Here is a 24,281-nt window from a genome sequence, read left to right as displayed (position 1 = left end):
GTCTTACCTGCCTGATGATACTGGTGTTTTCAGTGGATTCATTGGCGCAGGAGACGCCTCAGGATACCACGGCAACAGGATTTGCCCTCGGCGAAATAAGTCTTCCCGATCCCGAAAGTATAATCTCTAAATACGAATACGATCCTGTTCTTAACCGTTATTTCTATAAGCAAAATCTGGGTGAAATAAATTTGGGGTTACCTCTGGTGCTTACTCCAAAGGAATTTGAAGACCTGGTGCTTCAGGAAGAGATGCGGAATTATTTCAAACTGAAGAATGATGCCCTTTCGGGCAGGAAAGAGGGAGCAGAAGATATACAAAAGGATCTTTTACCTGACTTTTATGTAAACAGTAATTTCTTTGAGACCATTTTTGGCGGCTCAGAGATCAATATTGTTCCGCAGGGTTCAGTAGAAATGGACCTGGGGTTATTATATACAAAACAGGATAATCCCGCACTATCTCCCAGGAACAGACAGAATTATTCCTTCGATTTCGACCAGCGAATAAGTCTGAGCTTATTGGGGCAGGTAGGTGAACGGCTGCAGATCATCGCAAATTATGATACTGAATCTACTTTCGATTTTCAAAACCAGTTAAAACTGGAATATACTCCCAACGAAGACGATATTGTTCAAAAGATCGAGGTGGGTAATGTGAATATGGCGCTTAATAACTCCCTCATCCAGGGAGCCCAGACGTTGTTTGGTTTTAAAACGGAACTTCAGTTTGGGAAGACCAGGATTACCGGTGTTTTTTCTGAGCAGAGATCAGAAAGACGGACCGTGAATGTTGAAGGTGGAGCTACTGTAGAAGATTTTGAAAAATTCGCCCTGGATTACGATCAGGATAAACACTTCTTCCTCGCGCATTATTTTCGTGATACCTATGACGAAGCCCTGGAGAACTATCCCTTTATAAATACCAATATTCAGGTAAAGCGAATTCAGGTTTGGGTTACTAACCGTACCAATAATGTTCAGAATATCCAGGATACAAGAAATATTGTAGCGATCCAGGACCTTGGGGAAACCAACATCCAGGGAAATATAGGTCTGGATACCCCGCCGGCAGGATTTTTTAATCAACCTCCGGGAGCTTTCCCAGATAACCCGAATAACGATTTTAACCCTTTTGGAATTACCGGTCCTGCCGAATCTGTGCTTACGCCAGCCATTCGTGATATTTCAACCGTTGATCAGGGATTTGGCGGTGTGACCGTTTCTGAAGGTACAGATTATGCCAAGCTGGAGAATGCGAGGCAATTAAAACCTAATGAATATACCGTCAATACGCAGTTAGGATATATTACCCTGAACCAGAGGTTAAGTAACGACGAAGTTCTTGGGGTGGCTTTTCAATATACCATCAATGGAGAAGTTTATCAGGTAGGAGAATTTGCCAATGATGGAGTAAATGCCATCAATGAGAATCAAAACGAAGATCCCAATACCGGTACAAATACGAGAGCGAGTCAGAACCTGATAGTAAAGCTTCTAAGAAGTACGGTGATAAATGTAAATGAGCCTATCTGGGATCTTATGATGAAGAACATTTACAGCCTGGGTGCATACCAATTGGAGCGACAGGATTTCAGAATGAATATTCTTTATACAGATCCTCAGCCGCTTAACTATATAAGACCCGTTGAAGGGACTACATTTCCAGATGATGTTCTTGAGACTCCTTTACTTCGAGTTTTTAACCTGGATAACCTTAACGTGAACGGCGACCCGATCAATGGAGGAGATGGATTTTTTGATTATGTCCCTCAAATGACCATAGATCCTCAGAACGGGAATATCATTTTTACTACGGTGGAACCTTTTGGTAGTCATTTATTCAGAAAACTGGATGAGACACCAAACAGTGGAACAGAAGATTATAATATTCCGGAAACCTGGAATGAGAATCAGCAGAGATATGTTTTCCGGGCGATGTATCGAACTACCAAGATACAGGCAGAACAGGAAGAGGCAGACAAGAATAAATTTCAATTAAAAGGAAGGTATAAATCGGCTGAGGTGGAAGGAATTCCAATTGGATTCAATCTTCCTCCGGGATCGGTTACCGTAACTGCTGGTGGTAGAATTCTTCAGGAAGGGGTTGATTACGTGGTGAATTATGAATTGGGAAGGGTGCAGATCCTGGACGAGGCTTTACTGGCTTCAGATATCCCTATTCAGGTAAATACGGAGAATAACGCGCTGTTTGGTCAGCAAACAAAGAGGTTTACCGGTATCAATGTAGAACACCAGTTCAATGAAAACTTTTTAATCGGAGGTACATTTCTGAATCTAAAAGAACGCCCGCTTACCCAGAAGGCGAATTATGGATACGAGCCTATAAATAACACTATTCTCGGTCTTAATTTCAATTACAGTACAGAGGTTCCTTTCCTAACCAGACTGGTCAATAAACTACCGAATATTGATACCGACGTAAAATCGAATGTTTCGGTTCGTGGTGAATTCGCTTATTTAATTCCGGGCTCCCCGGCTTCAGATGATTTTGGAGGAAAAGCGACTACTTATATCGATGACTTTGAAGCTGCACAAACAGCGATAGATATTAATAACCCTTTGAGCTGGGAGCTTTCCAGTGTGCCAATTGGTTATGGTGGGGAATTGTCTAACGGGGATCTTGGAGCAGGTTACAAAAGGGCGAAAATGGCCTGGTATACCATAGATCCTATCTTTTACAGTAATAATCGTCCTGCCGGCATCAGTGATTCAGATATTTCTACCTATGCGGCGAGACGGGTAGCCCTAAATGAGATATTCCCGAACATAGATGTGGTTCAGGGGCAGCCGCAGGTAGTGTATACCATGGATGTGGCCTATAACCCGGCTGAAAGAGGACCTTATAATTATAATCCTGCGGCGGCAGGTGGTAATAATTTACCAAATCCGGCAAGTAATTTTGGAGGTATCATGAGATCCATCAATACCACCAATTTTGAACAATCCAATGTGGAGTACATTCAATTTTGGGTGATGGACCCTTATATCTATCCCGAGAATTCTGGAAGGGCAGGTGGTAGCATCAATTTTAACCTTGGTAATATTTCTGAGGATGTTCTAAAAGATGGTCGAAAGCAATACGAGAACGGACTTCCCGAAGGCGAGGGAGAGGCCAATACCATTAACACTGCCTTTGGATCTGTACCGGCAGATAACTCGCTGGTTTACGCATTCGATACTGAAGGTGCGGCAAGAGCCTTGCAGGATGTAGGTTTCGATGGTCTCCAGGATCAGGCAGAAGCTGCAAAATTCAGTGATTTCGCGAATCTTCCAGATCCATCTGCAGATAACTATGAGTATTTCCTGAATACTGAAGGAAGTGTTCTTCAGCGTTACCGCAACTACAACGGTACCGAAGGTAACTCTCCTACAGATGTTACAGATACCAATCGCGGGAACACTACTCTGCCAACCGCAGAGGATATGAACCGTGATAATACCATGAACACCATTAATAGTTATTTTGAATATGAGATTCCTTTCTTCCAGGGAATGAATATTGATAATAACCAGTATATCACAGATGTTAAGGAGCTTACCACCACACTTAGAAACGGGCAGGAGCTTCCGGTAAGATGGCTGCAGTTCAAAATACCTATTTTTGAACCTACCAGGGCTGTCGGCGGAATAGCAGATTTTCGATCTATAAGATTCATTAGAATGTTCCTTACAGGTTTTCAGGATCCAACCGTATTGAGATTTGGAACCATGGACCTGGTAAGAGGTGATTACAGAAGATATAACCAGAGCCTGTTTGAAGATGAAGGGCAAATAGAGAACCCAAATACTTTGTTTGAAGTAAACGCGGTGAATATCGAAGAGAATGAAAACCGCCAGCCGATCCCATATGTATTGCCTCCGGGAGTTGAGCGTGAAGAATTATTCCAGACCAACTCCAACATCAGGCAGAATGAGCAGTCTTTATCTTTAAGAGTTTGTGAGCTGGAACCACAGGACGCTCGTGCAGTTTATAAGAACTTCCAGATCGATATGCGCCAGTATAAAAACCTGGAAATGTTCCTGCATGCCGAATCCTGGGTGAACAAACCTCCGTTAAAAGATGGTCAGTTGGTGGCGTTTATAAGGATGGGGACAGATTTTAGCGATAACTTTTATCAGATAGAGATCCCGCTTGCCACTACCTTATTTGGAGCAACAACTCCAGAAGAGATCTGGCCAGAAGTGAACAGATTAAACCTTGAGCTGGACCTGCTGCAACAGATAAAGACCGCAGTTCTTGGCGACCCAACGCTGAATGCTACAGAGCTTAATTTCTTTACAGAGGAGCTAGCACAGGTAGATGCCGAAGCTCCTTACGATTTGGGTAGGCTTAGGCTGGGGGTAAAGGGTAATCCAAGTTTTGGTAACATCAGGTTATTGATGGTAGGTGTGAAAAACGGAACCAGGGTAGACGGAGTCGCAGATCTTTGCGGTGAAGTATGGTTCAACGAACTTAGATTATCAGACCTTAAAAATGAAGGCGGTTGGGCCGGAGTGGTTAGTATGGATAGCAACCTGGCAGATTTTGCCAATGTATCGGCTACCGGAAGAAGAAGTACCGTAGGATTTGGAGGTATAGAGCAGGGGCCTAATCAGAGAAGCCGTGAGGATCTTCAGCAGTATGACGTCGTGACCAATGTTAATATGGGTCAGTTATTACCAAAAACATGGGGAGTAAAGGTTCCCGTGAATTATAGTAGGGGCGAAGAACTGATAACTCCTAAATTCGACCAGGAGTTTTTAGATGTCGACCTCGATACGAGGCTGGCAAATATCCAGGACCCGGAAGAAAAAGACCGAATTAAAAAGCAATCCCAGTCTTATACCAAAAGACAAAGTATTAACGTAATCGGCTTGCGTAAGGAAAGAGTTGGTGAGAAAAAACCAATGCCATATGATATTGAGAATTTCGCATTTTCTACTTCTTATAATCAGATAGATCACAGGGATTTTGAAGTTGAAGAAAGCCTGGACCAAAGCGTAAGGGTGGGTGGAACCTATGAGTTCAATTTTCCTGAAAAAACTGTGGAGCCATTAAAGAACGTCGCGGTGCTGGATAGCAGTGATTACTTCGCGCTTTTCAGAGATTTCAATTTTAATATACTGCCATCTAATATCAATGCCAGTTCAAATATTTTCAGGCAGTATAATGAACAAAAGTTCAGGTCGCTGGACCTTAGTGAAAATGATATAGGGATACCAACTTTGTATCAGCGCAATTATCTTTTCGACTGGCAATACGGAGTAAATTATAATCTTACTAGGTCCTTGAATTTTTCCTTTAACGCCAGTAATAACAGGATCATCAGGAATTATATAGATGAAGAAGGATTCGCCGATAATAGCATAGGTCTATGGGACGACTTTTTTAATGTTGGAGATCCAAACCTTCATTTCCAAACCCTGCAGGTAAATTACCAGTTACCTTTTGAGAAGATACCGGTATTGCGTTTTGTAAACGCTACCTATTCTTACACCGGTGATTTCCAGTGGCAACGTGGTTCAAGGATCTTTCAACAACTCGAAGGCATACCGGCCATTGGTAACAGCGTACAGAACTCAAATACCCACCAGATAAATGCCAGTTTAAATATGCAGGATCTGTATAATTATGTAGGTCTGGTTGAAAAGAAATCTGAAGATAAGGGCAAAAGTATTCAGGAGAGAAGTCAGGGAGTTCCAACACTTGGTCCGCCAGATGCAAATAATGAAAAGCAGGAAACAGAGGTTAAGGTAAAAACCAATAAGGGTTATAATACTTTCGTGAATATAGTCACCGGGGTTAAGACCCTTCAAATGAACTACAGGAACACCCGCGGAATTTTCTTACCGGGATATACTGAAAGTATTGGTTTTATGGGGACTTTTAAACCAACTGCAGGTTTTACTTTCGGTTTCCAGGATGATATAAGGTATATGGCGGCAGAAAGAGGCTGGTTAACCCTTTTTCAGAATTTTAACCAGCAGTATACCGCTCTTAAAAACGAACAGCTGGATTACCAGGCAGGACTCGATTTCCTTCCAGATCTTACGATAGAACTAACGGGTAGAAAGAATTTTTCAGAGAATTACTCTGAAAACTATAGGGTAGACCCAAACACTCTGGAGTATCAGTCACTAACACCATATACTTACGGGAATTTTAATATTTCCACTATTCTTATAGGAACGGCCTTTAATAATTCTACGGAAGCCAGTTCAGAAACCTTTGAAAGATTCAGGGAAAACAGGCTGGAAGTAGCTCGAAGAGTAGCTGCAGATAGAGGACTGGATCCAACAGATGTGGATGAGGAAGGATATCCGCGTGGTATTGGTAAAACCAATCAGGCGGTATTGCTGCCTGCATTCATTGCGGCATATTCCGGTAAGGATGCCGGAAAAGTGAAATTAGGAGCATTTAGGGATTTCCCGGTTCCTAACTGGAACATCAAGTATACCGGGCTAATGAGGATCGAATGGTTCCGAGAGAATTTCAGAAGATTTTCGCTTAATCACGGTTATAGATCAGATTATACTTTGAACCAGTTCCAGACCAACCTGGATTATGATCCGGAGAATCCGGAAGAGCTGAACCAGGCTGGAGATTTTAAAAATCCTGTGCTCTTTTCGAATCTTGTGCTTACAGAACTTTTCACACCTTTAGCGAGGATCGATTTCGAGACTAAAGGAAATATCCAGATCCTGGCTGAAATGCAAAAAGACCGTTCGCTGGCATTTAGTTTTGACAATAACCTTTTAACCGAATACAGCGGAAATGAATATACCCTGGGGACGGGATACAGGATCAAGGATCTTAAAATCGCCACGGCTCTGGGAGGTAGAAGAAGAGTATTGAGTAGTGATCTTAATTTCAGGGCAGATGTTTCTTACCGGAAGAACCGCACCATAGTAAGATATCTGGACCTGGCCAATGCGCAAACTATATCGGGGCAGGATATCTGGTCTATTAATTTCAAGGCAGATTATGCCTTTACCAGGAATCTAACAGCCAGGTTCTATTATGATCATACCTTCTCTGAATATGCAGTTTCAACCGCATTTCCTCAAACAACTATAAGATCTGGTTTTACGCTTATATATAATTTCGGAAATTAATCACGCCCTATTTGAACAATCCGTCTAAAAAACTAACTTTGCGGTCTTATTAAAACTATACTAATGAATATTCCACAAGAATTAAAATACACAAAAGACCACGAGTGGGTTAAAGTAGAAGGCGATACCGCAATTATTGGAGTTACAGATTTTGCCCAGGGTGAGCTTGGGGATATCGTATATGTTGAGGTAGAAACTCTTGATGAGACCCTTGAGAAAGAAGAAGTTTTTGGAACGGTAGAGGCTGTAAAAACAGTTTCAGATCTATATATGCCGCTTTCAGGAGAGATCATCGAATTTAACGACAGCCTGGAAGACGAGCCGGAAAAAGTTAATAACGATCCTTATGGTGAAGGCTGGATGATCAAAATCAAACTTTCAGATACTTCAGAAGTAGAAGATCTTTTATCTGCAGACGAATATAAAGAAGTAGTTGGTAGCTAAGATTTTACTTTTTATTGCGCTGATCTATACCAGTGCCATTACGTATTTCTCTTTGATTGTAATGGACTTTAAGGTTAGTGTAGCTGGATTTGATCCAACAGACAAAATGCTCCATGCCGGAGCATATTTGTTTTTAGCTTTCTTGTGGAAGCTATATTTCTTATTTAAGAACTCTGATTTTCAGCGATATACCTCTAATTTATTATGGGTGGCATTCGCTTCTTTTCTTTTTGGTATGTTAATTGAGGTTTTGCAGGGAACCCTAACCAGTTACAGGACACCCGATTGGTGGGATGTTCTGGCAAATTCTACTGGTGTAGTACTTGCTGTTTTATTTTTCATGGTCATGGCGCCGACGGTGAAAAAGCTAAAACAGAAAGTTGCCTAGCTAAATTATAACCTTTATTAACTATCTAATTTATGAAACCTAAGAAAAACCCGAAGGCAGACCTTCGCCGGAAATGGGTCCTTTTTCTTCAAATCGGACTTATCCTTGTACTATTTTTAACGTTCCAGGCCTTTCAGTGGAAAACCTATGATGCAAAACCATCAGAAGATGATAAGATCGTTGTAGATAACCTGGAAGAAGAGACTCCACCTATAACTATTATTCCCGAAATAACACCTCCGCCACCACCAAAAACCATCGTAGATAAGATCGATGAGGTTCCAGATGATAAGGAAATTATAGAAGATGCGGTGGCTCCAACAGATTTTGATCTCGAGGACCTGCCCGAACCCGATGATATCGTGGAGCCGGAGAGACCCGAGGAACCTGTAGATGTTCCTTTCGACTTTATAGAAGAAGTGCCTTTGTTTCCCGGTTGTGAAGATCTAAACGGGAATAGTGAGCGTAAAAAATGCATGAGTTCAAAAATCAGTAACTTTGTAAATAGAGAGTTCGATACTGGATTAGGCGCTGAACTTGGTCTTACTGGTACGAATCTTGTGCTTGTAATGTTTGTAGTTAATAAGCATGGCCTGGTTGAAAATATTCAAACCAGAGCATCTCACCCTAAACTCGAAGAGGAAGCCAGAAGAGTTATTGGGAAATTACCCGAAATGAAACCGGGTAAACAGGGTGGAATGGCTGTTCCTGTATCTTATACCATACCTATTCGGTTTAAAGTTCAGGAATGATTGTGAGAGGTTTAGAAATTTACCGTAGTTTTAATTACTTATTATTCCAGATAAATTTAGTTTTTTGGAAAAAATCTTTATTTTAGCAACCCTTAACAATATAACGTATTATGGAACCTAAGAAAAATCCAAAGGCTAATTTGAATAGAAACAGAGTATTGTTTCTTCAACTTGGTCTTGTAGTAGTTCTATTTATTACCTGGAGGGCGATTGAGTGGAAAACTTATGACCCAGACAATATAGATATAGGACAGGTAAATATGGACGCCCTTGATGAAGAGGATGTGCCGATTACTGAAATGCAGAATACGCCACCACCGCCACCGCCACCACCACCAGCACCAGAGGTTATCGAGGTAGTGGAAGATGAAGAAGAGGTTGAAGAAGACGAAATTCAGTCTACTGAAACTAATCTTGACGAGATCGTGGAAGTGGAAGAAGTTGTTGAGGCTCCTGAAGAAGAAGAGGTTGCAGATGTACCGTTCGCGGTGATCGAAGATGTGCCGATCTTCCCAGGTTGTGAGAATCTTAGAAATAATGACGAGCGTAAAAAGTGTATGAGTGAAAAGATCTCTAAGTATGTGAACAAAGAGTTCGATACAGATCTTGGAGCCGAACTTGGATTAAGCGGAATTAACCGTGTGATCGTTCAGTTTAGAATTGATGAAAAAGGTAATATTGGTCAGGTAAGAGCTCGTGCTCCACACCCTAGACTTGAGCAGGAAGCTGCGAGAGTGATCAACAGTCTGCCTAAAATGAAACCAGGTAAGCAGCGTGGTAAGCCGGTAGGAGTTATGTACTCTCTTCCTATTGCCTTCAAAGTGCAGGACTAGGTTTCCTTATTATAATATTTAAATCCCGACCATTAATTGGTCGGGATTTTTTATTTTGTGTAAATTCACTTTCTGAAAAACTGTATATTACACCAATAAATAATAGGCCCCCGAACGTATGAAGTATATCTTACTTCTTCTTTTTATAAATGTAAGTTTTCAGATCACCGCACAGGATGTTAATTTATCTTCAGAGATATATCCTGAATTTCCTGAATGTGAAAATGTAGATTATCAGGATCAGGCGCAATGTTTCGACAGAACCCTTATCAGTTATATAACTTCTAATTTTCAGTTACCTGAAATTGTTATAACCGAAAACTACAAAGGGCAGCTTACGATCATTTTCGAGGTAGATGAAGAAGGTGAGTTTCAGTTAATTTATCTGGACGCGGCCTATGAGGAGCTTAAAGAGGAGGTAAAAAGAGTCTTTGAAAGTCTTCCAATTATTAAGCCGGCTACTTACAATGGTCGTCCCATCCATATGCAGTTCAAAATGCCATTAAGGATTCCGCTGCAAGATAATGTCGTTTTGCAGCCCCTTGAGAAGGAAGAGGAGATTGCCCTTAAAGTTGAAGGCTCTTCCGTAGAAGTGACGGAAGAAGAAAATATCCTAACCGAATACGAAAAAATTAAATCAGATAAATTTACCAGTCCCGAATATTCCAGTGAGCTAAATATTCCGTTATCTCATGAATATTATGCCAGGTTCGATGCTCAATTCAACCAGATAGGGACCAATACACATTCTGCTTCCAAGCCATTGATTTATAGTGAAGTGAACAGGTATTACGATTTTGAGGAGCAGCGAGATGAATTGTTGCAGGACAGGTCTACCTGGGCAGGCAGAAAACTCTGGAATGAGCATTTGGTAAGATTTCAAACAGATAAATACTGGTTTGCCATAGATCCTGGTTTCGACCTTCAGATCGGGAAAGATTTTGAGCAGACAGAGCATGATTTTACCTATAACAATGGTCGTCAGTTCATAGTTCAGGGAGGACTGGGTAAAAAATTCAATTTTTACTCTGTGGTCTACGAAAGCCAGGGGAGATTTGCTGAATATTATAACCGGTATGCTGAATCGATAAGACCGGCCGGCGGTGATCCGGCGATTGTTCCGGGAAGAGGAGTGGCGAAAACCTTTATGGATGAAGGTTACGATTATCCTGTAGCCGAGGGATATTTGTCATTTACCCCCGCTGAATTTATAAATATTCAATTTGGACATGGCAAAAATTTTATAGGAGATGGATACAGGTCTTTGATCTTAAGTGACAATGCTTCGCCTTATCCTTATTTAAAGCTGAACACTAATTTCTGGAAATTAAAATACACCAATACCTGGATGTCTTTGCGGGATGTGAGGCCAGCGGTGGTTAATAGCGGTTCATATAGAACAAAATATATCGCAAACCATTACTTAAGCCTGAATGTCACCAAGAGACTGAATTTAGGATTCTTTGAGTCTGTGATGTGGGAAAATGACAATGATCGTGGTTTTGATATCAATTATCTGAATCCGGTTATTTTCTACCGCGCGATCGAATTCGCCACCGGAGCAGATGGGGGTAACGCTATTATAGGTCTTACCGGGAAGTATAAGTTCTCCAATCAAATGTATGCTTACGGGCAATGGCTTATCGATGAATTTTCATCGGGAGATGTTTTTGGCGGTGAAGGCAGCTGGAAAAACAAACTGGGCTTTCAGGCAGGTTTAAAATATTTTAATGCCTTTAATGTGGAGAATCTGTTTTTACAGGCAGAGTATAATCAGGTGAGGCCATATACCTATTCACATAACTCTATCACTCTTAATTACGGGCATAACAACCAGTCCATGGCTCATTTCTGGGGTGCGAATTTCAGAGAGTTCATTGGTGTTGCCCGGTATAAGCAGGACAGAATGTATGGTTCAGCAAAACTGATCTTTGGTGAACGTGGTTTCGATTTTTCTGAAACCGGTGATTATTACGGTCAGGATATTTATAGAAATGAAGAGGATCGTCCTTTCGATACAGGGGTGAAGATTGGTCAGGGGAATACAACCAATTCAATTTATACTGAATTAGAGGCAGGTTATATAGTTAATCCAACCACAAACCTGAAGTTGTTCGCAAGTTTTATTTATCGCGATTTTGACGTGCAGACCAAAACCACGGCAAACTTTGATAATTCCACTACCTGGATCAATTTTGGCTTGAGAACCGACATTTTTAACTGGTACTTTGATTATTAGTGATTTTTATCTCTGAAAATTAACACATTGCCTTCCTTGTTAAAACCTAATTAAGAAGTATCTTTGCGCCAGTTAAAAAAAAGCTTTTTTTGAGCAACACTCGCGTACATACTTCCAGCGCTTCCATTCTGTCAGATTTTAAGGAAATAACCAAGATGAGGCTTGCTATTAGCGTAGTCTTTTCATCTGTCGCGGGTTATTTTCTGGGGGCAGACAATATAGATTTCGTAGTGGTTACTTTGCTGGCAATTGGAGGTTACCTCATGGTAGGAGCATCTAATGCCTATAACCAGATCATCGAAAAGAATCTCGATGCCTTAATGGACAGGACCAAGAACAGGCCTTTGCCTGCCGGTCGAATGACCAATACAGTGGCCTTTACCATAGCAAGTATCTTTACCGTTTTAGGTTTGGTGGTGCTTTATGTGATCAATCCAAAAACAGCGATGTTCGGGGCGATCAGCATATTTTTATACGTAAGTATATACACTCCGCTAAAAACAAAAACTCCCCTTTCAGTTTTTGTGGGAGCCTTCCCTGGAGCTATTCCTTTCATGTTAGGATGGGTAGCGGCAACGGGAACCTTCAGTATAGAACCCGGAACTTTATTCATGATACAGTTCTTCTGGCAATTCCCACATTTCTGGGCTATTGGCTGGTGGCTGTTCGATGATTATAAAAAGGGCGGATTCTTTATGTTGCCAACAGGAAAAAGAGACCGTGGGACTGCGATTCAGATAATTTTATACACCTGCTGGACGATCCTGGTTTCACTGATCCCAGTATTTGGAGTTACCGGGAAACTTTATCTCACACCGGTATCTGGTCTTATCATCCTGCTTTTAGGATTGGGGATGCTTTATTACGCGATAAGATTATTTAAAGAAAAGACAGCCGAGGCTGCTAAAAAATTAATGTTTGCCAGTGTTTCCTATATCACGCTGCTGCAAATAGTATACGTATTAGATAAATTTATTAGACAATGGATTTAACTCAGGGATCTGACGAAAAGAAATATGGCCGGGCTAAGAAAATGATGCTCTGGTTCGGGATTATAAGTATGACCATGACCTTCGCTGGTCTTACCAGTGCTTATGTGGTGAGTAAGAACAGGCCAGACTGGCTGAACGATTTTGAGCTTCCTATGGCATTCCTTTGGAGTACGATCGTGATCATTGCCAGCAGTGTTACGCTTTTTTTGAGCAAACGAATGATCTTAGCCGGGAATAGGAAGAATGCCAGTGCATTTTTAATAGGAACATTGATCCTGGCGATACTTTTTATTGTTTTTCAATTTTACGGGTTTAGTGATATACTTAGCCAGGGATATTGGTTTACCGGGGCAGAAAGTACAGTAACTACATCTTTTATATATATCCTTGTTTGTGTGCACTTAGCGCACCTATTCGCAGGTATTATAGTGCTTTTGGTGCTAATTTATAACCATTTTAAACAACGTTACAAAGCGGGGCAAATGCTTGGGTTTGAGCTCGGTGAGACATTCTGGCATTTTGTAGATGCGCTTTGGATATTTTTGATTTTGTTTTTCTATTTCTATAGATAATAAAATTGCGTATTTTTGCGCATCCTTTAACATTAAAATACTTCTATGGAGGCGACTGTCGTTAGAACAGGCACAGAAGGGAAAACCTGGGGTGGTGGTAATGAACCACTAAAAGCAAGTTACGGAAAAATGATGATGTGGTTTTTCATCCTTTCCGATGCTTTAACATTTTCAGGATTCCTTGCAGCTTACGGTTTTTCAAGATTTAAATTCATCGATTCATGGCCAATTGCCGATGAGGTGTTTACTCACTTCCCATTTCTGCATGGAGTAGATGCTCCTATGTACTATGTGGCGTTGATGACATTTATCCTTATTTTTTCTTCGGTAACTATGGTACTTGCAGTAGATGCAGGTCATCATATGAAGAAAGGAAAAGTTACAATCTATATGTTCCTTACCATTCTTGGTGGTCTTGTTTTCGTAGGATCTCAAGCCTGGGAGTGGAAAAACTTCATTAGCGGAGAATATGGAGCTGTAACAACCAAGGGAGGAAATATTCTTCAGTTCATCGATGCTGAAGGCGAGCGCGTAGCTCTTTCAGAGATCGCGGTGCCTATTGCTGGTGAGCGAGTAGAGCATGAAGCTAATAACGGTATCTGGTTTGATGCCGGGAAAGATCTTCCAACATACAGCCTTGAAGAAGTTAAAGCAGGATTTATTCAGAATGAAGATCTTCTTATAAGAACTCAGAAGTTAACAGAGGACGGGCAGAAGACAATTCTCTCCCGTGAAGAATCCTTAATGAAACTTAATAACGAAGCTGTTGGTACAGTTGAAGGTGCAAACCTTGTACAGAATGAATACGGAGCTCCTTTATTCGCAGACTTCTTTTTCTTTATTACAGGTTTCCACGGATTCCACGTATTTTCTGGTGTGATCATCAACATCATTATCTTCTTTAACGTGATCATAGGGACCTATGAGAGACGTGGAAGTTATGAGATGGTTGAAAAAGTTGGACTTTACTGGCACTTTGTAGACCTTGTATGGGTATTTGTATTTACATTCTTTTACCTGGTATAATTCAGAAATAAACTATTATGGCTCACGATACTACGCATCAACACGGATCAGCAACTAAAAGGATCTGGACAGTTTTCGCAATACTTTCGGTAGTAACAATTGTAGAGGTTGTCTTTGGTATACTTAAACCAGCATTCTTAACAGATACTTATCTTTTAGGAATGAGATTGCTTAACTGGATCTTTATAATCTTAACTATTTACAAAGCTTATTATATTGCCTGGGCTTTCATGCACCTTGAGCATGAAACAAAAGGTCTAAGAAGAGCGATCGTTTGGACATCGATCTTTTTGATTTCTTACTTGATCTTTATCCTTCTTACTGAAGGTGGATATATACACGATATTTACCAGACCGGCCACGTTGCCTGGGATTTTTAACAAAAGTTAAAAGCATTGGAAAAGACGGTTTTGTTAAACCGTCTTTTTATTTTTGTAGCCCCCTGTAAAACTGGTTTTTCTGCTTATGAAAAAGTTTCTGGTACTAGGAATACTGTTTGCTCTGCCTATCACTGCATACTTGTTTTTTGCTTCTGGAAAGAACAATTTTGCCAAGCTACCTGTGCTAACTGAAAATGTACAGGATATCACCGCCTTTGAATCCAACACGGGCGATCCTATTAGCTTTAAAGATCATATAAGTGTTGTAGCCTTCTTTGGTTCAGATCTTGAAAACATCAAAGGCAATACCTTTAACCTCGATAAAAAGATACTGGAGAAATATTACGATTTTGATGATTTTCAATTCGTGATCATTCTTCCAAAAGATGCGAAAGATGAAACTAGTGCTTTTGTTGAGGAATTTAAAAAGATAAGTGAATCTTCTAAGTGGAAAATAGCTTATTCAGATATTGATAATATCCAGGAAGTATTCGAAAGCTTTAAAACTCCACATAAACTAGATGAAAGTGGTCATACACCTTATGTGTTTATAGTTGACAAAGATGCTAATCTTCGTGGCAGGGATGATGATGAGGAGTATGGGAAACTTTATGGATATGATTCCAGGGATGTAGCAGAGCTTAATAATAAAATGAATGATGATGTCAAGGTGATATTGGCCGAATATCGTCTTGCCTTGAAAAGGAATAATCCTGAACGAAAGAAATAATAGAAATGAAAAATTATTCATACGTAGGAATCTCTCTGGTCATCCTGATCTTCGGGATCATCTTTATTCCAAAGATCGTAGACCGAATAAGCGATAATGAAGTTGTTACTTCAGACAGGCTTAATCAGAAAAGGGAAAACTCTGCAAAAGACAAAGGCGAACCACTTTCGTATATAGTTTTGGATGGTGAAAAGAAAAAGGCTCCGCAATTCGAGTTTGTAAATCAGGAAGGAGATACTATTTCTAATGAGGATTATAAAGGGAAAGTTTACCTGGTAGAGTTCTTTTTTACTACCTGCCCAACAATTTGCCCTATCATGAATAAAAATCTTGTAGAGATACAGGAAGAATTCAAGGGAGAGGACGATTTTGCTATCGCTTCCTTTACGATAGATCCTACCCACGATACTCCTGAAGTTTTGGCTGAATACGCTAAGAATTATGGGATTGATGGTTCTAACTGGAACCTGATGACGGGAGACCGGGAAAAGATCTATGCTTTGGCGAACCAGGGCTTTGGTTTGTATGCAGGGGAGGATGCCAATGCTGCAGGTGGATTTGCTCATCAGGGCATGTTTGCACTGATAGATCAGGAAGGTTATATAAGGTCCAGAAAAGATCAGTTTGGAAATCCTATGATCTATTACCGCGGTTCAGTAGAAAAGAACAAGAGTGTGGCTAAGGGAGAAGAAGGGCCACAGATAGAGATATTAATAGAAGATATAAATAAATTACTGTGAAGACAGCTTTAAAAAGTTCGGATAAGGTTGCAGTGCCGGTGATCATTGCCTTGTCTATTGCCGTTCCTGTGATCGTTTTGGTGCTTATGTTATTACCAGAACGATATAATATTTTTGGTACAGATTCCATGACTTTTCCATTGTTTCATGGCGTCCTGAATTTTCTAACGGCGATCTTATTGATCCTTGGTTATTTCTTTATGAAAGCTGAAAAATATGTTCAGCATAGAAATACTATGATAGCGGCATTTGGTCTATCTGCTATATTCCTGGTGAGTTACGTGCTTTCAAAAATAAGTAATGAGCCGGTTCCTTATGGTGGTGAAGGGACGCTTAGATATGTATATTTCTTTATTCTTATTACCCATATTGTATTATCGGGCATTATCGTGCCTTTGGTGCTTTTCACCATGTATAGAGGCTTAAGCGGCGAGTATAGGAAACACGCTAAAATCGCCAGGTGGACCTTCCCAATTTGGTTGTATGTTGCCGTTACGGGGGTTCTGGTATTTTTATTTATGATGCCTTATTATTAAAATTCGTCATAATTGATTAATTTTGAGTCGGTTAAATTAGATGGAAATGAAGAGAGAGAATTTAAAATATGCGGGATTAATCCTTTTAATTCTTTTGTTCGTGCCTGAACTTGCCGAAGCTCAATGCTCAATGTGCAGGGCCGTCTTGGAAAGTGAAGCAGATCAAAGTACTGCGAAAGGGATTAATGACGGCATTATCTATCTAATGATATTCCCTTATTTGTTGATTGGGGGTGTTGGCTACTTTATTTACAGATCTAGAAAAAATAAGCCTGGATCAGCTTCAGAGAACTGATATCTCTTAATAAATAGCATACCCAAAATTGATACTTAAAGGTACCGCAACTCCTGGATTTTGCGTAAAAATGTTTCCATTGGAGTAGTGTGCGATCTTTAGATCCAGGTTATAATTTCTTTCTTTTCCGAATATAAACCCTATTCCCATAAAATCCTGAAAAGTAAACTCTTCCCCTGTGTCCAGGTTGTCTAAAACGCTGGAGGAAATATATGCCGGGCCTATGATGGAGTAGTTGAAATATACGTCAGCGGGCTTAGTCCTTAAGAACCACCATTTGATAACTGGAAATACTGAAATAGCAAAAAACGATTCGTCCTCCTGCGTGTTGTAATAGGAAATATTTGCTCCAGCGTCCAGAGAGAAATTTTTCCTGGTATGAAAGATATTTTTTTGATAGGAGGCATTAAATCCGTCTTCTACATAGACGTCTCCTAGCCAGAAGATAGGGATGCTTGTGTCTAATCCCTTCGAAAATTGCCTGTTTGCATCAAAGCCTACATAATCTGAAGCATAGCCTATGTTGAATAAGTGATTCGGGAAATAATGGGATGTATTAGAATATGATTTTTTAACCTGTTCTGAAGGTTCTCTAACATGGTATACAATTCCCGTGGCGAAAAAATGGGTCGCAGGTTGCTTATAATTGCTGTTAGCTGGTGAAAATGTAAAATTTACGGCGGCATCTATTTTAGAGGAAATAGGATGTAATATCCCCGTAGATAAGATTGGGTATATATATCTAACTGAAGGCACAGCCACTTCATCATTTAGGTTAAAGCCTTTTCTAGCTACATTGCTAACCCCTCCCTCTAAATAAAGGGTAGTCCTTTCAAATAATTTAAAATTCCTTCTGCTGCTTATTGCCCAGATATTTGTCCAAACAGACTTATCAAATTTATTAGGTGATTCAAAATTATATTGCACCCATGCTCTGGGACGCATTACGCTGAATTCAATATCCCATTTCCTTGTAAGGTGGTAGCCAACCGAGAACCTGGCTGCAAAGGTATTAGTGCCTGTAATTCCTGTAGTTTGAAAATTATCATTTAATAATTCGCTAGAGTAATCATAATTAATAGCACCGAAACTGGCCGATAGATATAGGTTTTCAATAGAATTATTTTTTTCTGCCTCTTGAAAAGCAAAACATAAATTAAAACCTAATATCAAAAAAAGTAGAGAAAAAGCTTTTTGCATAGATCAGGAAGGGGTCTTATTTGACCGGAAATAATATTGGAAAAAGTTATTTGATATAATCTTAAAATATAAATCACGAGATTTTATCTAATGATTTTGTATTTTTTATGTGATTAATGTAACAATTTAATTTTTAAGCAGTCTTATTTAATAGGGAGTCATTTTCCCTCTTTAATAACCATCAATCATGATTGAAATTTCAAACCTTCACAAGTCCTATAAAATGGGTGCCAATTCATTGCACGTATTGAAGGGCATCAATTTAAAGGTCGCCGAAGGCGAATTACTTTCCATTATGGGTTCTTCAGGATCCGGGAAATCAACCTTGCTGAACATCCTTGGAATGCTCGATGAAGCAGACGAAGGTTCTTATGTGCTGGACGGTGTACCCATCAAAAATCTTAATGAGAAGATTGCAGCTAAATATAGAAATAAATTTCTTGGCTTTATTTTTCAGTCATTCAACCTTATTGGATACAAGAATGCTTTGGATAATGTAGCCTTGCCTTTGTATTATCAAGGCTTATCCCGCGGTGAAAGAACAGACAGGGCAATGAGCTATCTTGAAAAAGTTGGTCTTGCCGACTGGTCTGGACATTTGCCTAATGAACTTTCGGGAGGGCAAAAACAAAGAGTAGCCATAGCCAGAGCGCTGGCGAGTGATCCTAAAGTCCTGCTGGCAGATGAGCCCACAGGAGCTCTGGATACAAAGACTTCTTACGAAGTGATGGATCTCATACAGGAGATCAATGATGAAGGACGTACCATTCTAGTGGTTACGCACGAACACGACATCGCTCAGATGACGAAAAGGATCGTTAATCTTAAAGATGGAGTTATAATAGAGGATACCGTAGTTTCACAGGTTAGAGCGTTAGAAAATGTTTGATTTAGATAGATGGGACGAGATCTTTGAAACCATTCGCAAGAACAAACTACGTACGTTTCTAACAGGTCTTTCTGTAGCATCCGGGATATTTATCCTGGTTGTGTTGCTTGGGATAGGCGAAGGCATGCGCAATGGCATTGCCCGTGAATTTGAACAGGACGCCTCTAATTTGATCTTTGTATTTCCAGGAGTAACTTCAAAGGAATATAAAGGATTGAATCCAGGTCGTAGAATTCAGCTTAAAAATCAGGATTACGATCAGATACTGCGTTTATATGGCGATAAGCTGGATAAGAGCGCTTCACTTTACCAAAATTGGGGACAGGTATTAAATTATGGTAAGGAATCTGGTTCCTATGCTGTGCATGGAACTTTCCCTGCATATCAGGAATTGGAAAATATGAGCCTTACTTCTGGTCGCTTTATAGATCTTCATGATCTGGAGAATTCTGAAAAAGCAATGGTCATTGGGCATAGGGTGAAACTAGATCTTTTTAAAGGAGAGGATCCAATAGGTAAAATGGTTCAGGTTTCTGGAGTGAACTTTAAGGTAGTAGGTGTTTTTACAGATCCAGGAGGCGAAAGAGATGAGGCCAGGGCAGTGGTGCCTATTACTACAGCACAAAAGGCGTTTGGAGGCGCGAATAATATTGAGCGCCTTTATCTTACCATGAAGCCAGAAGATAATTTTGATGCAGCAGTTGCTGCCTCTAATCAGTTCTCAGCGCAACTGGAGGATTTTCTGAAAGAGCAACATACAGTGGCGCCAGATGACAATAGTGCAATCCATATTAATAACTACCTGGAAAATGCTAAAAGATTTTTCACTTTAATGGATATGATAAGGCTGTTCTTTTGGGGAGTAGGTATTTGTACCATTATAGCTGGAGTTGTTGGGGTTAGTAATATTATGCTGATCATCGTCAAAGAAAGGACACGCGAAATTGGGATAAGAAAGGCTTTAGGAGCTCAACCACTTTCCATAATAGGGATGATCCTCCACGAATCTATATTCGTTACAGCTATCGCAGGTTTCCTGGGATTGATCTTTAGTCTTACCCTACTGGAGTTTATTGGACCAATGATCGAAACACAATATATATATAATCCAACCGTGAACTTTACTGTAGCTATAAATACAGTTGTGATCCTTGTGATAGCCGGAGCCCTTGCCGGATTTTTTCCCGCTTGGCGTGCTGCCAGAATTAAACCAATAACCGCTTTAAGAGACGAATAATATGTTTAGTAGAGATCGCTGGAGTGAAATAATAGAGGCATTGACCTCAAATTGGTTTAGAACAATTCTTACTGCTTTCGGAGTACTTTGGGGGATCTTTATCCTTGTGATACTCCTTGCTGCAGGTAAGGGCCTGGAAAATGGCGTTAAACAGGGTTTTAGTGGAATAGCTACTAACACTATGTTTATGTGGACCCAGGTTGCTTCTAAGCCATATAAAGGAATGCCTAAAGGCAGGCGTTACAGTTTCGAAGTTGAAGATGTGACCGCTATTAAAGGTCAGGTTCCCGGGTTGCGGTTTGTATCTCCAAGGAATCAGCTGGGAGGTTTTGGAGGAGCTAACAACGTAGTTCGTGGATTGAATACAGGTGCTTTCAACGTGTATGGAGATTACCCTGAAATCATTCAACAGGAACCTATGGATATTACTTCCGGACGGTTTTTGAATTATTCAGATATAAATGAGAAAAGAAAGGTGGCCATTATAGGTAATGGAGTTCAATCTGCATTGTACGATATTAACGAAGATCCCCTTGGAACCTATATAAAAATCAATGGGGTTAATTTCATGGTCATAGGAACCTATAAAAAGAAGAGTCGTGGTGGAGATGCTGAAGAAGGTCAGAAAGAAATTTATGTTCCTTTTACTGCTTTCTCACAAGCTTTTAACCGAGGGAATAAAGTAGGCTGGATGGCTATTACCGCAAAAGATGGATACTCTATTACCAATTTAAAAGGAGATATTATAGAAATTATTAAAAGCCGCCACACCATTCATCCAGATGATGACCGCGCGGTGGGTAATTTTGATCTTTATCAGGAATTTTCCAAAGTAAACGGACTCTTTATTGCCCTGAAAGGAGTTGCTTATTTTGTGGGGGTTCTGGTGCTGCTTTCCGGGATCATCGGGATTAGTAATATCATGCTGATCGTAGTAAAAGAACGAACTAATGAAATTGGAGTACGGCGTGCCCTTGGGGCAACACCCTGGTCTATTAGAGGCCAGATCCTTATGGAATCCATTTTTCTAACCATTATTTCTGGTATGGCGGGAATTATCCTGGCCACGGCAGTGATCTGGCTGGTGAATTTTCAGCTTAGCCAGATGGATACTTCAGAAATGATGTTCCTAAATCCTTCGGTGAACCTGGGAGTAGTAATGGTCGCTTTATCAATTTTAATCATTTCCGGTTTACTGGCCGGATTGATCCCGGCGCAACAGGCCATAAAAGTGAAGCCTGTAGACGCCTTGAGAACTGAGTAATATTTAACGCTAATACAATCAAAAAATGAAAAAATTTGTAACCATCGGAATTTTAGTATTTATCGCCGTCACATTCGTCGGGGCATTATACTATTTATATCAGAAAAATCAGGAGGACCCGGTCGTATATCAGACTGAAGAGCCTTCTGAGCAAACCATCATTAAAAAGACCGTGGCCACTGGAAAGATCGTTCCTAAAGAAGAGGTTCTCATCAAACCGAATATTTCAGGAATCATAGATGAAATATATATTGAAGCAGGTGATCGCATCAAAGCCGGGGATCTTATCGCAAAGATAAGGGTGATCCCGAATGTATCGTCTTTACAAAGTGCGAAAGATGCCGTTGCTACAGCGAAGATCAATCTTGATAATGAGAAAAAGGTTTTTGAAAGACAGAAGGAACTTTATGATAAAGGTGTGATCTCTGCCAATGATTTTGATGCAGCTGAAGTTAGCTACAAAAGAGCTGAGCAGAATTACAAATCTGCACAACAGAATTATGAGATCGTAAGAACCGGTACTACCAGTGGGATTGGTAGCGCCGCCAATACCTTGATACGTTCTACCGTAGAAGGTATGGTGCTGGACGTACCTGTTAAAACCGGAAACCAGGTAATAGAAAGTAATAACTTCAACGATGGAACTACCATCGCTACCCTGGCAGATGTAAATGAAATGATCTTTGAAGGTAAAGTAGACGAAAGCGAAGTTGGAAAGATCAAGGAAGACCTTCCGCTGCAGGTTACCGTGGGAGCGATCGAAAATAAGACTTTCGATGCTGTGCTGGATTATATCGCTCCAAAAGGAGTTGAAGATAATGGAGCCATTCAATTCGAGATCAAGGGAACTCTTAATAAAGCCGATACTACTTTTATTCGTGCAGGCTTAAGTGCTAATGCTTCTATTATTCTTGCCCGTGCAGATGATGTGCTGGGTATTAAGGAAGCACTGGTTCAGTTTGACCCAGAAACCAAAGAACCATTTGTAGAGGTGATGACCGGTGACCAGGAATTCCAGAAGCAGCCGATTGAACTTGGCGTGAGCGACGGGATTAATGTTGAGGTAAAAAGCGGGGTGAAAATGGGAGATAAGATCAAGGTCTGGAACCAGATCAAACCTGCAATGAACATCGCTCAAAACTAGAAATTTTATTTAGTGTGTAACAACCTGCACATTTCACAGACATATCTTACAGAATTATATTATGAAGAATTTTTGCTTACTAGCCACACTATTGCTTTTTTCCAGCGTTCTTACTGCGCAGCAGAAGGAATGGACCCTGGAAGAATGCGTGAATTACGCGTTAGAAAATAACATCCAGGTAAAACAAACTGAGCTGGATGTCGAACTTTCAGACATAGAAAAACGCGATGCCATCGGAAATTTTATTCCGAATATAAACGCACAGGCGACCAATGCCTGGAACACGGGTTTAACTCAAAGTATTACCACAGGGATACTGGTAAATCAAACCGTTAGGAACTTTTCTGCGGGTGTAACTGCCGGGCTTACTCTTTTTGATGGTCTAAGAAACTTTAAACAGCTTCAAAGGGCGAAAATATCAAGACTTTCAAACCAATATTCATTGGATAAGATGAGGGATGATATCACCCTTTTTGTAGCAGATGCTTACCTGCAGGTTCTATTCAATAAGCAGAACCTGGAAGTATTAAAAGCTCAAAACCAGATCACTCAGGAACAATTGGGAAGAACCCAGGATCTTGTAGATGCCGGTGTCTTGCCAGAAGGGGACCTTCTTGAAATAAGAGCGACCATGGCAGATGAAAAACAAAGAATGATCCTTGCCGAAAACCAGATCCAGATTTCTTTGATCAGCCTAGCTCAAACATTAGCGATCAAGGATTATCAGAATTTCGATATCGTAGACAGGGATTATGATATCTTCGGAAATGAGATCCTTGCAAATTCGGTTTATGATGTGATCGAAAAGGCGAAAGAAGAACGTTCTGAGATCAAAATAGCCGAAGCAAATATGGAATTGGCTGAAAAGGATGTTGAAATCTCAAGAGGAGCATACCTACCTACGCTGAACGCATTCTTTAATTATAATACCAGGGAAACAGGGCAGGATAGAATTATAGGTTCTGAAGTTGATCCTAATAACCCAACCCGTACCATTGGATTTGTAGAAGGTACCAATCAACAGGTGTTAACGGGAAATACGATCCCGGTTTTGGGGTCAGCTCGTCCATTCTTTGATCAGTTATATATCAACGACGGTATTACTTATGGTTTCCAGTTAAACGTGCCGATCCTGAATGGTTTCGCCACAAGAAACCAAGTTCGTAGAAATGAAGTGAACGTTAAACGTGCCGAATATCAATTAGAGCAGGCAGAGCTTGATCTGGAAGCAAATGTATACCAGGCGTATACAGATGCTAACGGAGCTTTTGAAGCTTACGAAGCCGCTTTGGTTGCTTCAGAAGCCCAGGCGAAAGCTTTTGAATACGCTACAGAGCGCTATGATGTTGGCCTGACGAATGCTTTCGATTTTAGCCAGGCTAAGATCAGATATGAAAATACGCAAAGAGAAGCTCTAAGAGCTAAATATGATTATATTTTCAAACTAAAAGTAGTTGAACTATATTTTGGAATTCCGGTAAGGGATTTAAAATTCTAATTAA

Annotated in this window: 20 protein-coding genes; 19 read left to right on the top strand and 1 reads right to left on the bottom strand. The window is 40.4% G+C overall.

Going from position 1 to position 24,281, the window contains the following annotated elements:
• Positions 1-14 precede the first annotated feature (14 nt).
• The 14 genes from sov to C8P64_RS02045 all read left to right on the top strand — a co-directional run bounded on the left by sov (position 15) and on the right by C8P64_RS02045 (position 17,045).
• The gene (gene sov / locus C8P64_RS02110; protein WP_108170403.1) at positions 15-7,118 is read left to right on the top strand and encodes a T9SS outer membrane translocon Sov/SprA; all 7,104 of its coding nucleotides are present in this window, start codon (positions 15-17) and stop codon (positions 7,116-7,118) included.
• A gap of 63 nt (positions 7,119-7,181) precedes the next feature.
• Positions 7,182-7,562 carry a glycine cleavage system protein GcvH gene (gene gcvH, locus C8P64_RS02105; RefSeq protein ID WP_108170402.1) on the top strand — a complete coding sequence of 127 codons (381 nt, stop codon included), beginning with the start codon at positions 7,182-7,184 and terminating at the stop codon, positions 7,560-7,562.
• Positions 7,552-7,950 carry a VanZ family protein gene (locus C8P64_RS02100; protein WP_245889640.1) on the top strand — a complete coding sequence of 133 codons (399 nt, stop codon included), beginning with the start codon at positions 7,552-7,554 and terminating at the stop codon, positions 7,948-7,950. The genes gcvH and C8P64_RS02100 overlap by 11 nt, the downstream gene beginning before the upstream one ends.
• Before the next feature lie 32 nt (positions 7,951-7,982).
• Complete coding sequence (locus C8P64_RS02095) at positions 7,983-8,702, top strand: energy transducer TonB (RefSeq protein ID WP_108170401.1); 720 nt, start codon at positions 7,983-7,985, stop codon at positions 8,700-8,702.
• A 110-nt stretch (positions 8,703-8,812) separates the two neighbouring features.
• Positions 8,813-9,535, top strand: a complete 723-nt coding sequence (locus tag C8P64_RS02090; protein ID WP_108170400.1) for an energy transducer TonB — start codon at positions 8,813-8,815, stop codon at positions 9,533-9,535.
• A 118-nt stretch (positions 9,536-9,653) separates the two neighbouring features.
• Positions 9,654-11,774, top strand: a complete 2,121-nt coding sequence (locus tag C8P64_RS02085) for a gliding motility protein RemB (protein ID WP_108170399.1) — start codon at positions 9,654-9,656, stop codon at positions 11,772-11,774.
• 89 nt (positions 11,775-11,863) lie between these two features.
• The gene (gene cyoE, locus C8P64_RS02080; RefSeq protein WP_108170398.1) at positions 11,864-12,766 is read left to right on the top strand and encodes a heme o synthase; all 903 of its coding nucleotides are present in this window, start codon (positions 11,864-11,866) and stop codon (positions 12,764-12,766) included.
• Positions 12,757-13,338, top strand: a complete 582-nt coding sequence (locus C8P64_RS02075) for a cytochrome c oxidase subunit 3 (protein WP_108170397.1) — start codon at positions 12,757-12,759, stop codon at positions 13,336-13,338. The genes cyoE and C8P64_RS02075 overlap by 10 nt, the downstream gene beginning before the upstream one ends.
• A 45-nt stretch (positions 13,339-13,383) precedes the next feature.
• Positions 13,384-14,364 carry a cytochrome c oxidase subunit 3 gene (locus C8P64_RS02070; RefSeq protein ID WP_108170396.1) on the top strand — a complete coding sequence of 327 codons (981 nt, stop codon included), beginning with the start codon at positions 13,384-13,386 and terminating at the stop codon, positions 14,362-14,364.
• A gap of 17 nt (positions 14,365-14,381) precedes the next feature.
• Complete coding sequence (locus C8P64_RS02065) at positions 14,382-14,744, top strand: cytochrome C oxidase subunit IV family protein (protein WP_108170395.1); 363 nt, start codon at positions 14,382-14,384, stop codon at positions 14,742-14,744.
• Positions 14,745-14,829: 85 nt separating this feature from the next.
• A complete protein-coding gene (locus C8P64_RS02060) occupies positions 14,830-15,474 on the top strand; it encodes a hypothetical protein (RefSeq protein WP_108170394.1) in 645 nt (214 codons plus the stop codon).
• 5 nt (positions 15,475-15,479) lie between these two features.
• Positions 15,480-16,214 (top strand): SCO family protein, encoded by a 735-nt coding sequence (locus C8P64_RS02055; RefSeq protein WP_108170393.1) that lies wholly within the window; start codon positions 15,480-15,482, stop codon positions 16,212-16,214.
• Complete coding sequence (locus C8P64_RS02050; protein ID WP_108170392.1) at positions 16,211-16,750, top strand: DUF420 domain-containing protein; 540 nt, start codon at positions 16,211-16,213, stop codon at positions 16,748-16,750. Before C8P64_RS02055 ends, C8P64_RS02050 begins: the two co-directional genes overlap by 4 nt.
• A 40-nt stretch (positions 16,751-16,790) precedes the next feature.
• Positions 16,791-17,045, top strand: coding sequence for a hypothetical protein (locus C8P64_RS02045; protein ID WP_108170391.1), 255 nt, complete (start codon positions 16,791-16,793; stop codon positions 17,043-17,045).
• A 6-nt stretch (positions 17,046-17,051) separates the two neighbouring features.
• On the opposite strand, the gene C8P64_RS02040 is transcribed toward C8P64_RS02045, so the two are convergent.
• Positions 17,052-18,245, bottom strand: coding sequence for an acyloxyacyl hydrolase (locus C8P64_RS02040; RefSeq protein ID WP_108170390.1), 1,194 nt, complete (start codon positions 18,243-18,245; stop codon positions 17,052-17,054).
• Between the two features lie 187 nt (positions 18,246-18,432).
• On the opposite strand from C8P64_RS02040, the gene C8P64_RS02035 reads away from it, so the two are divergent.
• The 5 genes from C8P64_RS02035 (at position 18,433) to C8P64_RS02015 (ending at position 24,277) form a co-directional block, all read left to right on the top strand.
• Complete coding sequence (locus tag C8P64_RS02035; protein ID WP_108170389.1) at positions 18,433-19,134, top strand: ABC transporter ATP-binding protein; 702 nt, start codon at positions 18,433-18,435, stop codon at positions 19,132-19,134.
• On the top strand, positions 19,127-20,371 hold the full coding sequence (locus tag C8P64_RS02030) for an ABC transporter permease (RefSeq protein ID WP_108170388.1): 1,245 nt from the start codon (positions 19,127-19,129) through the stop codon (positions 20,369-20,371). Before C8P64_RS02035 ends, C8P64_RS02030 begins: the two co-directional genes overlap by 8 nt.
• 1 nt (position 20,372) lies before the next feature.
• The gene (locus C8P64_RS02025; RefSeq protein ID WP_108170387.1) at positions 20,373-21,635 is read left to right on the top strand and encodes an ABC transporter permease; all 1,263 of its coding nucleotides are present in this window, start codon (positions 20,373-20,375) and stop codon (positions 21,633-21,635) included.
• Between the two features lie 25 nt (positions 21,636-21,660).
• Entirely contained in the window at positions 21,661-22,779 is a 1,119-nt protein-coding gene (locus C8P64_RS02020; protein WP_108170386.1) for an efflux RND transporter periplasmic adaptor subunit, read from the top strand.
• Between the two features lie 61 nt (positions 22,780-22,840).
• On the top strand, positions 22,841-24,277 hold the full coding sequence (locus C8P64_RS02015) for a TolC family protein (RefSeq protein WP_108170385.1): 1,437 nt from the start codon (positions 22,841-22,843) through the stop codon (positions 24,275-24,277).
• Positions 24,278-24,281 lie beyond the last annotated feature (4 nt).

The organism is Christiangramia gaetbulicola (assembly GCF_003054225.1).
Taxonomy (GTDB): domain Bacteria; phylum Bacteroidota; class Bacteroidia; order Flavobacteriales; family Flavobacteriaceae; genus Christiangramia; species Christiangramia gaetbulicola.
Note: the sequence above shows the minus strand (reverse complement) of the source record. Positions and strands in the feature narration are given on the sequence as shown.